Here is a 14031-nt window from a genome sequence, read left to right as displayed (position 1 = left end):
TCCAAACGCCGGCCGGATGATTACATGCGGATTTGAAATGACGTTGGCCGGCCTGATCACCTTACGTTCGGCACCTCGTAGCCCAGCCGGTCCACCTGCTCGCGGTGCTGCGGCACGCGCTTGAGCTTGTCGGTGTTGACCCCGTAGTCGTCGCGCAGGCGGGTCGCCAGCTCTTTGTACAGGTCCTTGTCCATGTCCGGCGTGCGCGCGAAGATCCACGCCATTTCGCGGCCCGGGTAGCCCAGCATCGCCCAGGAGTAGTCCGGCGCCACTTCCAGCACGCGGGTATGGGTCGGCACCACTTTGTAGAACCAGGTCCGCCAGTTGTGGTTGCCGCTCTCTTCGTCCACCGATGCACGCACGGTGATCTGCTGCAGCGGCTCGGAGAAGCCGTCGCGGAACGAATAGGTGATCGCCACCTTCTGGTCGCCGCGCAGGCTGTACCGGTTCACACTGGCCACATGGCCGCGTTCAACCGGGTTCGGCACGCGGCCGATCACGTACCAGGTGCCCATGAACCGCTGCAGGTCGATCGGCGCGCTGGCCGGGGTGCTGACCGACGGCGCAGGCGTTGGCTTGCTGTCGCCAAATGCACAGGCGGACAGCAGCGACAGCGTCGACAGCAGCAGGACAACGCGAAGCGGGCGGGTCGAAGACATGCGGCGAAAAGCTCCAGTGGTGGTACGGGCCGTGGGTCGGTCAGGGTGGCTGCAGGCATGGTGGGTGGGACGGAAGAGAACGTCAATGGCGGGAATGCGAAGGTCGCAGCCTGTGAGATGGCAGCACGGCAAGGTGGCGCATCACTTTCGCATGGAGCCCTGTCATGACCCTGTCGTCTTCGCGCCGTTCCGGCACCCCGCGCTCCAGCGCCCGTGCCCTGCAGGCTCCCGATCCCCGCGTCCTGCGGGGCATTCGCCAGCTGGCCCTGGCCGGTCTGGCCCTGGTCCTGGTGTGGCCGGCAGCACGTGGCAGCAGTGAATGGCTGGGCTGGTTGCCGATGTGGCTGGTGGCCATGCCGTGCCTGGCCTGGTGGAGCCTCTACCGATTCCGCCTGCCGGCGACGTTGCTGGCCTGGCACGGGCAGCGGCGACGGGGGCCGCAGGCACGGCGCCGCGCCCCGCTGCGCCCGCGCCGGGCGCGCCCTGACCTTCGACAGGGGGGAGCCGGGCAGGCCGTGTGATAGCGTCGGGGGGATATGACCGACTGGAGCCGCAATGTCCCGACTCGCTTCCGCCTGCCTGATGGCAGGCCTGTTCTCCGCTGGCATGGCCGGAACCGCCATGGCCGCTGAAACCCCTGCAGATCCGTATGCCTGGCTGGAAGATGTCACTGGCGACAAGGCGCTGGACTGGGTCAAGCAGCAGAACGCCGCATCGGAAGGCCGCCTGGCCCAGACCCCGGCGTTCAAGCAGATGGAAGCCAGCATCCGCGAGGTGCTCGACTCGGACGCCAAGATCCCCGGCGTGCAGAAGATCGGCGAGTACTACTACAACTTCTGGAAGGACAAGCAGCACGAGCGCGGCGTATGGCGCCGCACCACCCTGGAGGAGTACCGCAAGCCCGCGCCGGCGTGGGAAACCGTGCTAGACCTGGACGCGCTGAACAAGGCTGAAGGTGAAAACTGGGTGTGGCACGGCGCCGAGTGCCTGCGCCCCGACTACAGCCGCTGCCTGATCGCGCTGTCGCGCGGCGGCGCCGACGCCGACGTCACCCGCGAATTCGACCTGGCCAACAAGACCTGGATCAAGGACGGCTTCTTCCGCCCGGAATCCAAGGGCGGGCTGGGCTGGATCGATCGCGACACCGTGTTCGTCTATACCGATTTCGGCAAGGACAGCATGACCACCTCCGGCTACCCGCGCGTGGCCAAGCTGTGGAAGCGCGGCACGCCGATGACCGCCGCCAGCGTGGTCTACGAGGGCAAGCCCGATGACATGTACATCGCGGCCATGCACGACGATACCCCCGGCTTCGAGCGCAACCTGGTCAGCCGCACCCTGGCGTTCTACAACAATGAACTGTATCTGCGCGCCGACGATGGCACGCTGACCCGGATCGATGCGCCGAACTCGGCGGAGAAGGGGCTGCGCCGGGAGTGGCTGACCCTGGAACTGCGCGAACCGTGGACCGTGGGCGGCAGGACCTACGCCGCCGGCTCGCTGCTGGTGACCCGGCTGGATGACTTCATGGCCGGCAAGCGCGACTTCGACGTGCTGTTCGCCCCCACCGACACCACCTCGCTGGCGGGGTCGAGCTGGACGAAGAACCACCTGGTGCTCAACGTGCTGGACGACGTGAAGAGCCGCCTGCAGGTGCTCACCCCCACCGCGAAGGGCTGGGAGAAGAGCGACTTCACCGGCGCGCCGTCCTTCGGCACGATCGCGGTGGGCGCGGTGGACGCCGATGAAAGCGACGCGGTGTGGATGACCGTCACCGACTACCTGACCCCGACCACGCTGGCCCTGGCCGAGATCGGCAGGCAGCCGGAAGTGCTCAAGACCATGCCGGCGTTCTTCGATGCCGACGGCAAGGTCATCGAGCAGCACTTCGCCACCAGCAAGGACGGTACCCGCGTGCCGTACTTCGTGGTGCACGCCAAGGACATGAAGCGGGATGGCGCCAACCCGACCCTGCTGTATGGCTACGGTGGCTTCGAGATCTCGCTGACCCCGTCGTATTCCGGTGGCATGGGCCGCGCCTGGCTGGAAAAGGGCGGCGTGTACGTGGTGGCCAACATCCGCGGCGGCGGCGAATACGGCCCGCGCTGGCACCAGGCGGCGCTGAAGCAGAACCGGCACAAGGCGTATGAGGACATGGCCGCCGTCGCGCGCGATCTGGTCAGCCGGAAGATCACGTCGCCGAAGCACCTGGGCGTGCAGGGCGGCAGCAACGGCGGCCTGCTCACCGGCAACATGCTCACCCAGTACCCGGAGCTGTTCGGGGCGGTGGTGGTGCAGGTGCCGCTGCTGGACATGAAGCGCTACAGCCATCTGCTGGCCGGTGCGTCGTGGATGGCCGAGTACGGCAATCCGGACACGGCCGACTGGGCGTACATCCAGACCTTCTCGCCGTACCATCTGTTCGATCCGGCCAAGACCTACCCGCCGGTGCTGTTCACCACCTCGACCCGCGATGACCGCGTCCACCCGGGCCATGCGCGCAAGATGGCGGCGAAGATGATCGCGGCCGGTAAGGACGTGACCTACTACGAGAACATCGAAGGCGGCCACGGTGGCGCGGCGAACAACGCGCAGGCCGCCCACATGTCGGCGCTGGCGTACGCGTTCCTCTGGGAGCGCCTGAAATAAGCAGTGTGCCGACCAACGGTCGGCACCTACCGACGGCAGCCGCCGACCGTTGGTAGCCACCGACCGTTGGTCGGTGGACGTCTCCGGGTGGTGGGGCGTCTGGTTGGCTCCACCCCTTTTGAACGCCGCGCGTAATGCGCGGCGTTTTTTTGTACCTACCGGGCGGTAGGCGCCGACCGTTGGTCGGTGCGTTTCCAGCTTTCCAGGCCGCGTGCGACCCGTGCCACCGCCTCTTCCAGCCGTGGAATTTCCTGCGTGTACGCCAGGCGCACATGCTGGTTCGCGCGGTAATGGCCAAAGTCCAGGCCGGGGGTGAATGCGACGTGCTCGGTGTCCAGGAAATGGGCGCAGAACGCCTGCGCGTCATCGGTGAACGCGCTGACGTCGCAATACAGATAGAACGCGCCCTCCGGTTCCACCTCGATGCGGAAGCCCAACGCGCGCAGCGCCGGCAGCAGATAGTCGCGACGTGCCTGGAAGGCATGGCGGCGCTGCTCGAAGATCGCGATCGTGTCCGCCTCGAAACAGGCCAGCGCGGCATGCTGGGCGATGCTGGACGCGCTGATGTACAGGTTCTGCGCCAGTTTCTCCAGCTCCGGTACGGCCTGCGGCGGTGCCACCAGCCAGCCCAGCCGCCAGCCGGTCATGCCGAAGTACTTGGAGAAGCTGTTGAGCACGAAGGCATCGTCATCCACCTGCAGCACGCTGGCCGCGTCCATGCCGTAGGTGAGGCCGTGGTAGATCTCGTCCACCACCAGGTGTCCACCGCGGTCCTTCAGCGACTGCGACAACGCCGCCAGCTGCGCCGCGGCGAGCACCGTGCCGGTCGGGTTGGCCGGCGAGGCCACCAGCGCACCGACGCTGGCCGCGTTCCAGTGGGCGTCCACCAACGACGGGGTCAGCTGATAAGCAGTCTGCGGGCCGACCGGCACCAGCTGCGCGGCACCTTCCACCAGCCGCAGGAAGTGGCGATTGCACGGGTAACCCGGGTCGGCCAGCAACCAGTGCCGGTCCGGGTCGACCAGCAGGCTGCTGGCCAGCAGCAGCGCGCCGGAGCCGCCCGGCGTGACCAGTATCCGGTCCGGGTCCAGGTCCAGGTCATGGCGGGTGCCATAGAACGTGGCGATGGCGGCGCGCAGCGCCGGCAGGCCGCGCGCGGCGGTGTAGCGGGTGTGCCCGGCGGCCAGTGCGGCCTGGCCGGCACGCACGATCGGGTCGGCGGTGGTGAAATCGGGTTCGCCGATCTCCAGATGGATCACATCATGGCCCTGCTGCTCCAGCGCCTGGGCGCGGGCGAGCAGGGACATCACATGGAAGGGGGCGATGTCGTGGCTGCGGCGGCTGTAGTTCATGCGCCCATGATAGGCGAGCGCCCGCGGGCTAGACTGGACGCCCACCATTGCATTCGCGGGCAAGGAGCCTTATTTCGTGAATCCCACCGTCTCTTTCCTGGTTGCCAGCCTGATGACCGCTTCCGTGCATGCCGCCCCCGCGCTCACCCCACCCGACGCCGAGAAGCATCCGCACGTGGTGACGGCCCCGTTCGGTGCCACCCGCACCGATGATTACTATTGGCTGCGCGACGACAAGCGCGAAGCACCGGCGATGCTGGCCTACCTGAATGCGGAAAACGCGTACACCGACCAGGTGATGGCGCCGCTCAAGCCCGTGCAGGACACGCTGTACAAGGAGATCGTCGGCCGCATCAAGCAGGACGACGCCAGCGTGCCTGCGCGTGAGCGCGGGTACTGGTATTACACCCGTTTCGAGACCGGCAAGGATTACCCGATCCAGGCGCGCCGCAAGGGCGGCATGGAAGCGCCCGAAGAAATCCTGCTCGACATCAACCAGATGGCGGCCGGCAAGGGCTACTTCAGCGTCGACGACGCCGAGGTCAGCCAGGACAACCAGCTGCTGGCCTGGGCCGAGGATGCGGTGGGTCGGCGCCAGTACGTGATCCGCTTCAAGGACCTGCGCACCGGCGAGGTGCTGCCGGACCGCATCGAGAACGTGTCGGCCAACGTGGTCTGGGCCGACGACAACCGCACCCTGTTTTACGTGGAGAACGATCCGGAGACACTGCTCACCGTACGGGTGAAGAAGCACGTGCTGGGGACGCCGGTGAGCAGCGACGTGCTGGTCTACGAAGAAAAGGACGACAGCTTCTACATGGGCGTGGGCCGCACCCGCGACGACAACTACCTCACCATCGAACTGCACAGCACGGTCAGCTCCGAAGTGCGTTACGCGCCGGCCGCCGACCCACGCCAGTTCACCGTGCTGGCACCGCGCGCCCGCGATGTGGAATACGACGCCGATCATTTCGCCGGGCGCTGGGTGATCCGCACCAACGACGCGGGCGCGAAGAACTTCAAGATCGTCACCGCGCCGAGCGACGCCACCGCACGCAGCCAGTGGACCGACTGGGTCGCGCACGACGACAAGGTGCTGGTGGAGGGCTTCGAGCTGTTCGACGGCTTCACTGCCATTGCCGAGCGCTCCAACGCGCTGGAACGGGTGCGCCTGTTGTTCGCCGATGGGCGCCAGGACTACGTCAAGGCCGATGAACCGGCGTACTCGATGGGCCTGGCCGCCAATCCCGAAGCGGACACGCCATGGCTGCGCTATGCCTATACCTCGCTGACCACGCCGACCACCACCTATGAGCTCAACACCGTCACCGGCGAACGTCGCCAACTCAAGCAGCAGCCGGTGATCGGCTATGACCCCACGCAATACACCACCGAACGGGTCTGGGTGACCGCACGCGACGGGGTCAAGGTGCCGGTGTCGCTGGTCTACCGCAACGGCTTCAGGAAGGATGGCAGCGCCGCGCTGTACCAGTACGCCTACGGCAGCTACGGCATGTCCATGGATCCGGGATTCAACCAGACCGTGGTCAGCCTGCTGGACCGCGGCGTGGTGTATGCCATCGCCCACATCCGCGGCGGTGAGGAAATGGGCCGCGCCTGGTACGACGACGGCAAGCTGCTGAACAAGCAGAACACCTTCAACGATTTCGTCGACGTCACCCGCGAGCTGGTCCGCCAGGGCTACGCCGCCCCGGACCGCGTGGCCGCGTCCGGTGGCAGCGCCGGCGGGCTGCTGATGGGCGCGGTGGCCAACCAGGCGCCGCAGGACTACCGGGTGATGGTGGCGCAGGTGCCGTTCGTGGACGTGGTCACCACCATGCTCGACCCGACCATTCCGCTGACCACCAACGAGTACGACGAGTGGGGCAACCCCGAGCAGCGCGAGTTCTACGACTACATGCTGACCTACTCGCCCTACGACAACGTCGCGCGCCAGGCCTACCCGTCGCTGTTCGTCGGCACCGGGCTGTGGGATTCGCAGGTGCAGTACTGGGAGCCGGCCAAGTGGGTGGCGCGCCTGCGTGACCACAACACCGGCAGCCTGCCGATCGTGTTCCGCACGAACATGGAAGCCGGCCACGGTGGCAAGTCCGGCCGTTTCCAGCGCTACCGGGAGCTGGCCGAATCGTACGCGTTCGTGCTGGACCAGCTGGGCGTGGACGCCGCCTCGCACTGACCCGGCCCAGGGCCGGGGCGCCGTGCTGCAGGCGCCGCCCCGGCCCGTTCATTGAATCGGCACACGGGCCTGCTTTACCCCCGTTATACTCGGCCAATGAGCATCCCCCATCGCAATCGCATCCTGATTCCGTTGGCAGCGCTGGCGCTGCTGTTCCTTTCGGCCTGCGGCAACAAGGGCCCGCTGGTGATGCCGCAGAAGCCGGTGCCGGTGGAAGACCAGGCAGTGGAACCCGCCACCGACGCGGCGACCGTGCCCGAAGCCACCAATGCCACCGACGACCCGCCGGTGGTGCCGGATCCGGTCGAGCCGCAGCTCGACAATGCCAGTGACGACGACGGGGATGAGTAAGGCCGCTTCCACCGCGCTGCGCTTCAGCAAGATGCACGGCGCGGGCAACGACTTCGTCGTGCTCGACCTGCGCGATGGCACCCCGGCGCCCACCCCGGCGTTGGCCGCACAGCTGGCCGATCGCCACACCGGCGTCGGCTGCGACCAGATCCTGACCATCGAGCCGCCGCGCGCGGACGGCTCGGTGGCGTCCTATCGCATCTGGAATTCAGACGGTTCGCAGTCCGAACAGTGCGGCAACGGCGCGCGCTGCGTGGCCGCCTGGCTCGTGCGGGACGGCGCCGCGCAGGGCGAACGCTTCACCATCGACAGCCCCTTGGCCACCCATGCCATCGAACGCATCGGCGATGACCACTACGCGGTGGCCATGGGCGTGCCGCGCTTCGAACCGGAGCAGGTGCCGCTGCTGGGTTTTGCCCGTGCCCGCGAGGAATACCTGCTGCCCCTGCAGGGCGACACCGTCCGCTTCGGCGCGGTGTCCATGGGCAATCCGCATGCGGTGATCGAAGTCGGCCTGGTCGATGCCGCTCCGGTGGAACGGCTGGGTCCGCTGCTGCAGCAGCACGCCACGTTTCCGCAGTCGGTCAATGTCGGCTTCGTGCAGGTCATCGACCCGCAGCATGCCCGCCTGCGCGTGTTCGAGCGCGGCGTTGGCGAAACCCTGGCCTGCGGCAGCGGCGCCTGTGCCGCTGCGGTGGTGATGATGCAGCGCGGTCGCCTGCAGCGCGACGCCAGCGTGTCACTGCCGGGTGGCGAGCTGCGCCTGCGCTGGCCCAGCGACGACGCCCAGGTGGTGATGTCCGGCCCGGCTGCATTCGTCTTCGAAGGGGAGTGGAACGCATGAGCGAGACCGTCGAGAAGATTGGAGCGCACGAGGTCGCGGCGTGGCTGCGCCGGCACCCGACGTTCCTGAAGCAGTTCCCGGACCTGGCGTTGACCCTGGTGGTGCCGCGCGATGACGGTCCGACCGCATCGCTGGCCAGCTACCAGCTGGAAGTGCTGCGCGACAAGAACCGCGAACTGTCGCGGCGGCTGGCCGACCTGGCCGCCAATGCGCAGGTCAACGAACGCCTGGCCGTGCGTACCCATCAGCTTACCCTGGCGCTGATGAAGCAGGACAACGCCGCCGACACCCTGCGGGCGATGGCGGCTTCGCTGGAAGAGGACTTCGCCGGCGACCTGGTTCGCCTGGTGGTGCTGCACCCGGTGCCGGGCCTGGAACAGGCGCCGTGGTTGCAGGTGGTCGAGGAGGGCAGCCCGCTGCTGGCCTCGTTCCGTGACTGCCTGAAGGACGGTGAGCCGATCTGCGGCCGGCTGCAGCCGGAAAAGAACGCCGTGCTGTATGGCGGACGTGTCGACGAGGTGCAGTCCAGCGCGTTGCTGCCGCTGCCCGGCGTCGGTCTGATCGCGGTCGGCAGCCACGATGGCAACCGCTTCTATCCCGGCATGGGCACGTTGTTCCTGCGCATGATGGGCGAAGCGCTGGTCGTGGCGCTCAAGCGGTTCGATCCGGCCTGAGCCTGCCCGGACGAGCGAGCACATGAACGCCGTCCAGGACTTCCTCGGCTACCTGCAGGTGGAGCGCCGTGCCTCGGCGCACACGCTGGACGCCTACCGGCGCGACCTGGAGGCGCTGGGCACCTGGGCGTCTGCCCATGAGGCCCGGACCGAAATGCTGGATGGCGCGCAGCTGCGCCAGTTCATCGCCGACGAACACCGCCGCGGGCTGGCGCCGAAGTCGCTGCAACGGCGGTTGTCGGCGTGCCGCAGCTTCTACGCCTGGCTGTTGAAGCACCAGCGAATTGCAGCCAGCCCCGCCGCGGGGCTGAAGGCCCCGAAGGCGCCGCGCAAGCTGCCGCAGGTCCTCGATGCCGATGAGGCAGTGCGCCTGGTCGAGCTGCCCACCGATGCGCCGTTGGGCATGCGTGATCGTGCGCTGCTGGAGTTGTTCTATTCCTCCGGGCTGCGCCTGAGCGAACTGTGCGCCCTGATCTGGCGCGACCTGGATTTCGCCACGGGCCTGGTCAACGTGCTCGGCAAGGGCAACCGCCAACGCCGCGTGCCGTTCGGTTCGCACGCCCGCGAGGCGCTGTCGGGGTGGCGTGCGGAAAGCGGCGGCGGTGACGGCCAGCCGGTGTTTCCCGGGCGCAAGGGCGGTCCGATCACCCAGCGCGCGGTGCAGATCCGCATCCGACAGCTGGCCCAGCGCCAGGGTCTGTTCAAGCACGTGCACCCGCACATGCTGCGGCACAGTTTCGCCAGCCATATCCTCGAATCGTCGGGTGACCTGCGCGGCGTGCAGGAGCTGCTGGGGCATGCCGACATCGCCACCACGCAGATCTACACCCACCTGGATTTCCAGCACCTGGCCAAGGTGTACGACGCATCGCACCCGCGCGCCAAGCGGCGCCGGCAGCCCGATGACGGTGCGCCGTCGGGCGGCTGAAGGCGCCGCCGCTGAACGGCAGCTTCACCTGCAGGGTTGATGGCAGCGGCGGGTGGCCCCATGTCCCTCGAACGCACCCCGGAGGCTCCATGGATCCCAGTCAGAATCCCACCGTATTTCACGCCACCACCATCGTCTGCGTCCGTCGCGGCGCGCATGTGGCCATTGCCGGCGACGGCCAGGTCACGCTGGGCCACACGGTGATGAAGGGCAACGCGCGCAAGGTGCGCCGACTGGGCCGCGACGGCCAGGTACTGGCCGGGTTCGCCGGTGCTGCCGCTGACGCGTTCACCCTGTTCGAATTGTTTGAAGCCAAGCTGGAGAAGCATGGCCAGCTGACCCGCGCCGCGGTGGAACTGGCCAAGGATTGGCGCACCGAGCGACGCCTCGGCAAGCTGGAGGCGCTGCTGGCCGTGGCCGACACCGAGACCTCGCTGATCATCAGCGGCACCGGCGATGTGATCGAGCCGGAAGACGGCATCATCGCGATCGGTTCCGGTGGCTCGTACGCCCTGTCGGCCGCACGCGCGTTGATGGCGCACACCGAACTGGACGCACGCACCATCGCCAGCGAAGCGATCAACATTGCCGGTGACATCTGCATCTACACCAACCGCAACGTCGTGGTGGAGGAGCTGTAACGCGAAGCGTTGCAGCCCGGTAGCGCCGGCCATTGGCCGGCCCAGGCGGTGTCGGATGCCGATCAACGGCCGGCGCTGCCTCACCGTTACGTCGTGACCCGTGACCGCCTCAGCGCGGGATTCCTCCAGCAGGCAAAGCGTCGCCTGCACGGTTCCCCCCATTCCCTGTGAGCACCCACCCCATGCCGCACAAGATCGAAGTTTCCTCCGCCACCATGACCCCGCGCGAAATCGTGCAGGAACTGGACCGGCACATCGTCGGCCAGCACGACGCCAAGCGCGCGGTGGCCATCGCGCTGCGCAACCGCTGGCGACGCATGCAGCTGCCGGCCGAGCTGCGCGATGAAGTCATGCCCAAGAACATCCTGATGATCGGCCCGACCGGCGTCGGCAAGACCGAGATCGCGCGCCGCCTGGCGACGCTGGCCAATGCACCGTTCGTGAAGGTCGAAGCCACCCGCTTCACCGAGGTCGGCTACGTTGGCAAGGACGTCGAGCAGATCATCCGCGACCTGGCCGATACGGCGGTCAAGCTGTACCGCGAGCAGGCCAAGGTGCGCGTGCGCAACCAGGCCGAGGAGCGCGCCGAAGACCGCATCCTTGATGCGCTGCTGCCGCGCCGTGCCGGTGGCATCGGTTTCGACCCGGAGGCGGCGCGCAACGAGCCGTCGGCGCAGGACAATGAAACCCGGATCAAGTTCCGCCGCATGCTGCGCAACGGCGAGCTGGATGAGCGCGAGATCGAGCTGGAAGTCAGCGCCAATGTCGGGGTGGACATCATGACCCCGCCGGGCATGGAGGAGATGGGCCAGCAGCTGCGCCAGATGTTCTCCAACCTGGGCGGCGGCAAGGCGCAGAAGCGTACGCTGAGCATCAAGGCGGCGCGGCCGCTGCTGGTCGAAGAAGAAGCCGGCAAGCTGGTCAACGAAGACGATATCCGCGCCGCGGCGATCGAGGCCTGCGAGCAGCACGGCATCGTGTTCATCGACGAAATCGACAAGGTTGCCAAGCGCGGCGACAACGTCGGTGGCGGCGACGTCTCGCGCGAAGGCGTGCAGCGCGACCTGCTGCCGCTGGTGGAAGGCTCCAACGTGTCGACCAAGTACGGCACGGTCAAGACCGACCACATCCTGTTCATCGCCTCCGGCGCGTTCCACCTGGCCAAGCCGAGTGACCTGATTCCGGAGCTGCAGGGACGTTTTCCGATCCGGGTGGAACTGGGCGCGCTGAGCAAGGACGATTTCGTGCGGATCCTGACCGAACCGAAGGCGGCACTGACCAAGCAGTACGAAGCCCTGCTGCAGACCGAGGGCGTTGCGGTGAACTTCACCGCCGATGCGGTGGACCGCCTGGCCGAGATCGCCTTCCAGGTCAACGAGCGCCAGGAAAACATCGGCGCCCGCCGCCTGCACACGGTGCTGGAACGCCTGCTCGATTCGCTCAGCTACGAAGCGCCCGACCGCGACGGCGAAACCATCGCCATCGACAAGGCGTACGTGGACAAGCACCTGGGCGAGCTGGTCAAGGACCCGGACCTGAGCCGGTACATCCTGTAACCGGTTCGACGGAACGGCCCACGAAAAGGCGACACTTCGGTGTCGCCTTTTTTGTTGCGCAGCCACGCAGGGCGTGGCGCTACGCGGCGTTACGCCTCGTCGTCGGTCGGTAGCGCTTCCGGCGGTGAGCCGGGGACGAACACGCCCGGCACCACGAAGGCGCTGAAGATCGCGTCCAGGGTCTGGGTGCCGTCGCGCTGCAGGTCGAACAGGTCCGGCTCCAGCATCGCGCTGTACAGCACACCGGTCAGGCTGGTGCTGATGATGCGCGCCACCGTGTCCACCTCCACGCCGGCGCGCAGCTGGCCCAGGTCGCGCGCGCGCTGCAGGGCCGCGGCGAAGATCGCCAGCTCCTCGCGCGACATCTCGCGCTGCATGTCCTGCATGGCCTGGCTTTCCACCGACAGATCGTTGCGCAGCATGATCTCCAGCATGTTGCGCAGCCGCTCGTCCTCGGCAATTTCCTGGAATGACACCAGCAGCGCCGAGCGCAGGTCGCGCACCGGGGTGGTGCGCTTGGACGATGCCGTGCGCCGCAGGCGCTCGATGAACGGAATGCGCTCGCGATCGATCATCGCCGTGAGCACTTCCGACTTGTTCTTGAAGTGCCAGTACACCGCGCCGCGGGTATAGCCCGCACGCTCGCCGATCATCGCCAGGCTGGTGCCGGCGACCCCGGATTCGTGAAAGCAGGCCTGGGCCGCATCCAGGATGCCCTCCCGGGTGGCCTGCGCCGCTTCTTTGGTTTTTCTGGCCATGGCGCTTGTGCACGTGCTGGATGAAACCGGCATGAATTGTACCCGTTTACAAACAAACATGCATGTATGTATATTTACCGCCCACTGATCCAGGCCAGGACCGCGCGCACCCGGACGCGCGGACCCGGCGCGGGATCACCCCCTGCATGGCTGGCGTGTCGTGGCCCGGTATCCCGGTTCGTCGATGGCAGGTCAGCCCATTTCTTCCTGCTTGCCGCGAGTCCCCGCCATGCCCTCACTCCCGTACCGTCTTCCCGCGTTGTCGCTCGCGGTTGCCCTGGCCCTTTCCGCATGCGGCGGCGGTGAACCGCAAGGCCCGCAGGGCGGCCCCGGCCAGGTCACCGTCGCCACCCTGAAGGCCGGCCAGGTCAGCCTCACCCGCGAGCTGCCCGGCCGCACCAACGCGTTCCTGGTGGCCGAAGTCCGCCCGCAGGTGAGTGGCATCGTCGCCAAGCGGCTGTTCACCGAAGGTGGCCTGGTCACCGCCGGCCAGCCGCTGTACCAGGTCGACGACGCCAGCTATCGGGCGCAGGCCAACAGCGCCCGCGCCCAGCTGGCACGGGCCGAGGCCACCGCCAATGCCGCCCGCCTGAGCGCCAGGCGCATCAGCGAGCTGGCCAAGGTCGATGCGGTCAGCCAGCAGGACCTGGAAAATGCCGTGGCCGCGCAGAAGCAGGCCGAAGCCGATGTCGGTGCTGCCAGGGCCGCGCTCGACGCCGCCAATGTCACCCTGGGCTTTGCCCGCATCACCGCGCCGATCAGCGGCCGCATCGGCAAGTCCTCGGTCACCCAGGGCGCGCTGGTGAGTGCTGGCCAGGCCGACGCACTGGCCACCGTGCAGCAACTCGACCCGATCTACGTCGACCTGACCCAATCGGCCAGCGAACTGCTGCAGCTGCGCCGCGAGCTGGCCAACGGCCGCCTGCAGGACAACCAGACCCTGCCGGTCACGATCCTGCTCGATGACGGCAGTGAATTCGCCCACAAGGGCACGCTGGAGTTTGCCGAAGTCAGCGTCGACCCCAGCACCGGCAGTTACGCGCTGCGGGTCAAGGTGGCCAATCCCGACCAGGTGCTGATGCCCGGCATGTACGTCCGCGCCAAGGTCGGCAGCGGCGTGCGCGACAACGGCCTGCTGGTGCCGATGCAGGGCATTGCCCGCGACGCCAAGGGCGACACGACCGCAATGGTGGTCGGCAAGGACGGCAAGGTCGAGGTGCGTCCGGTCAAGGTCAGCCGCGCAGTGGGCAGCGCCTGGCTGGTCGAGGACGGCCTGAAGGCCGGTGACAAGGTCATCGTCGAAGGCCTGCAGAAGATCCAGCCGGGCATGCCCGTGCAGGCCACCGAAATGGGCGCCGCGCCGGCCACGCCGTCGGCGCCTGCCGCGGCCGCCGCGCCGGCCGAAAAGCAGTAAGCGGAGAC

At 67.6% G+C, this 14031-nt stretch carries 13 protein-coding genes; 10 read left to right on the top strand and 3 right to left on the bottom strand.

The window, feature by feature from the left end; translation table 11 throughout:
* Window positions 1-56: 56 nt before the first annotated feature.
* The gene (locus ACIGII_RS17850; RefSeq protein ID WP_399640727.1) at window positions 57-659 is read right to left on the bottom strand and encodes a lipocalin family protein; all 603 of its coding nucleotides are present in this window, start codon (window positions 657-659) and stop codon (window positions 57-59) included.
* Between the two features lie 164 nt (window positions 660-823).
* Between ACIGII_RS17850 and ACIGII_RS17845 the strand changes: the two genes are divergently transcribed.
* A complete protein-coding gene (locus ACIGII_RS17845; protein ID WP_399640725.1) occupies window positions 824-1180 on the top strand; it encodes a hypothetical protein in 357 nt (118 codons plus the stop codon).
* 34 nt (window positions 1181-1214) lie between these two features.
* A complete protein-coding gene (locus ACIGII_RS17840; RefSeq protein ID WP_399640722.1) occupies window positions 1215-3308 on the top strand; it encodes a prolyl oligopeptidase family protein in 2094 nt (697 codons plus the stop codon).
* A 155-nt stretch (window positions 3309-3463) separates the two neighbouring features.
* Here ACIGII_RS17840 and ACIGII_RS17835 read toward each other — a convergent pair whose 3' ends face one another.
* The gene (locus ACIGII_RS17835; protein WP_399640719.1) at window positions 3464-4660 is read right to left on the bottom strand and encodes a pyridoxal phosphate-dependent aminotransferase; all 1197 of its coding nucleotides are present in this window, start codon (window positions 4658-4660) and stop codon (window positions 3464-3466) included.
* Between the two features lie 112 nt (window positions 4661-4772).
* Between ACIGII_RS17835 and ACIGII_RS17830 the strand changes: the two genes are divergently transcribed.
* The 7 genes from ACIGII_RS17830 (at window position 4773) to hslU (ending at window position 11851) form a co-directional block, all read left to right on the top strand.
* Window positions 4773-6857 (top strand): S9 family peptidase, encoded by a 2085-nt coding sequence (locus ACIGII_RS17830; RefSeq protein WP_399640781.1) that lies wholly within the window; start codon window positions 4773-4775, stop codon window positions 6855-6857.
* Between the two features lie 96 nt (window positions 6858-6953).
* The gene (locus tag ACIGII_RS17825) at window positions 6954-7208 is read left to right on the top strand and encodes a lipoprotein (protein ID WP_399640716.1); all 255 of its coding nucleotides are present in this window, start codon (window positions 6954-6956) and stop codon (window positions 7206-7208) included.
* Entirely contained in the window at window positions 7201-8052 is an 852-nt protein-coding gene (dapF, locus tag ACIGII_RS17820; RefSeq protein ID WP_399640714.1) for a diaminopimelate epimerase, read from the top strand. Before ACIGII_RS17825 ends, dapF begins: the two co-directional genes overlap by 8 nt.
* Entirely contained in the window at window positions 8049-8726 is a 678-nt protein-coding gene (locus tag ACIGII_RS17815) for a DUF484 family protein (RefSeq protein WP_399640711.1), read from the top strand. Before dapF ends, ACIGII_RS17815 begins: the two co-directional genes overlap by 4 nt.
* 22 nt (window positions 8727-8748) lie before the next feature.
* On the top strand, window positions 8749-9654 hold the full coding sequence (gene xerC / locus ACIGII_RS17810; RefSeq protein WP_399640708.1) for a tyrosine recombinase XerC: 906 nt from the start codon (window positions 8749-8751) through the stop codon (window positions 9652-9654).
* Between the two features lie 89 nt (window positions 9655-9743).
* Window positions 9744-10295, top strand: coding sequence for an ATP-dependent protease subunit HslV (hslV, locus tag ACIGII_RS17805; protein ID WP_399640705.1), 552 nt, complete (start codon window positions 9744-9746; stop codon window positions 10293-10295).
* 182 nt (window positions 10296-10477) lie between these two features.
* Window positions 10478-11851: an ATP-dependent protease ATPase subunit HslU gene (gene hslU, locus ACIGII_RS17800; RefSeq protein ID WP_399640702.1), complete on the top strand. Its 1374-nt coding sequence runs from the start codon at window positions 10478-10480 to the stop codon at window positions 11849-11851.
* Between the two features lie 89 nt (window positions 11852-11940).
* Here the strand turns inward: hslU and ACIGII_RS17795 are convergent, their stop codons facing one another.
* Window positions 11941-12609 carry a TetR family transcriptional regulator gene (locus ACIGII_RS17795; RefSeq protein WP_399640699.1) on the bottom strand — a complete coding sequence of 223 codons (669 nt, stop codon included), beginning with the start codon at window positions 12607-12609 and terminating at the stop codon, window positions 11941-11943.
* A gap of 229 nt (window positions 12610-12838) precedes the next feature.
* Between ACIGII_RS17795 and smeD the strand changes: the two genes are divergently transcribed.
* The gene (smeD, locus tag ACIGII_RS17790; protein WP_399640696.1) at window positions 12839-14023 is read left to right on the top strand and encodes a multidrug efflux RND transporter periplasmic adaptor subunit SmeD; all 1185 of its coding nucleotides are present in this window, start codon (window positions 12839-12841) and stop codon (window positions 14021-14023) included.
* Window positions 14024-14031 lie beyond the last annotated feature (8 nt).

It is taken from the genome of Stenotrophomonas sp. NPDC077420 (assembly GCF_044543385.1).
In the GTDB taxonomy this organism is placed as follows: Bacteria; Pseudomonadota; Gammaproteobacteria; order Xanthomonadales; family Xanthomonadaceae; genus Stenotrophomonas.
This window is presented reverse-complemented; position numbering and strand designations above follow the sequence as displayed.

What these genes read in the sequence shown, in the direction of transcription:
- hslV (WP_399640705.1), top strand. Translation starts at nt 9,744, where the DNA reads ATGGATCCCAGTCAGAATCCCACCGTATTTCACGCCACCACCATCGTC.
- ACIGII_RS17850 (WP_399640727.1), bottom strand. Translation starts at nt 659, where the DNA reads ATGTCTTCGACCCGCCCGCTTCGCGTTGTCCTGCTGCTGTCGACGCTG.
- ACIGII_RS17845 (WP_399640725.1), top strand. Translation starts at nt 824, where the DNA reads ATGACCCTGTCGTCTTCGCGCCGTTCCGGCACCCCGCGCTCCAGCGCC.
- ACIGII_RS17840 (WP_399640722.1), top strand. Translation starts at nt 1,215, where the DNA reads ATGTCCCGACTCGCTTCCGCCTGCCTGATGGCAGGCCTGTTCTCCGCT.
- ACIGII_RS17835 (WP_399640719.1), bottom strand. Translation starts at nt 4,660, where the DNA reads ATGAACTACAGCCGCCGCAGCCACGACATCGCCCCCTTCCATGTGATG.
- ACIGII_RS17825 (WP_399640716.1), top strand. Translation starts at nt 6,954, where the DNA reads ATGAGCATCCCCCATCGCAATCGCATCCTGATTCCGTTGGCAGCGCTG.
- ACIGII_RS17815 (WP_399640711.1), top strand. Translation starts at nt 8,049, where the DNA reads ATGAGCGAGACCGTCGAGAAGATTGGAGCGCACGAGGTCGCGGCGTGG.
- smeD (WP_399640696.1), top strand. Translation starts at nt 12,839, where the DNA reads ATGCCCTCACTCCCGTACCGTCTTCCCGCGTTGTCGCTCGCGGTTGCC.
- dapF (WP_399640714.1), top strand. Translation starts at nt 7,201, where the DNA reads ATGAGTAAGGCCGCTTCCACCGCGCTGCGCTTCAGCAAGATGCACGGC.
- ACIGII_RS17795 (WP_399640699.1), bottom strand. Translation starts at nt 12,609, where the DNA reads ATGGCCAGAAAAACCAAAGAAGCGGCGCAGGCCACCCGGGAGGGCATC.
- ACIGII_RS17830 (WP_399640781.1), top strand. Translation starts at nt 4,773, where the DNA reads ATGACCGCTTCCGTGCATGCCGCCCCCGCGCTCACCCCACCCGACGCC.
- xerC (WP_399640708.1), top strand. Translation starts at nt 8,749, where the DNA reads ATGAACGCCGTCCAGGACTTCCTCGGCTACCTGCAGGTGGAGCGCCGT.
- hslU (WP_399640702.1), top strand. Translation starts at nt 10,478, where the DNA reads ATGCCGCACAAGATCGAAGTTTCCTCCGCCACCATGACCCCGCGCGAA.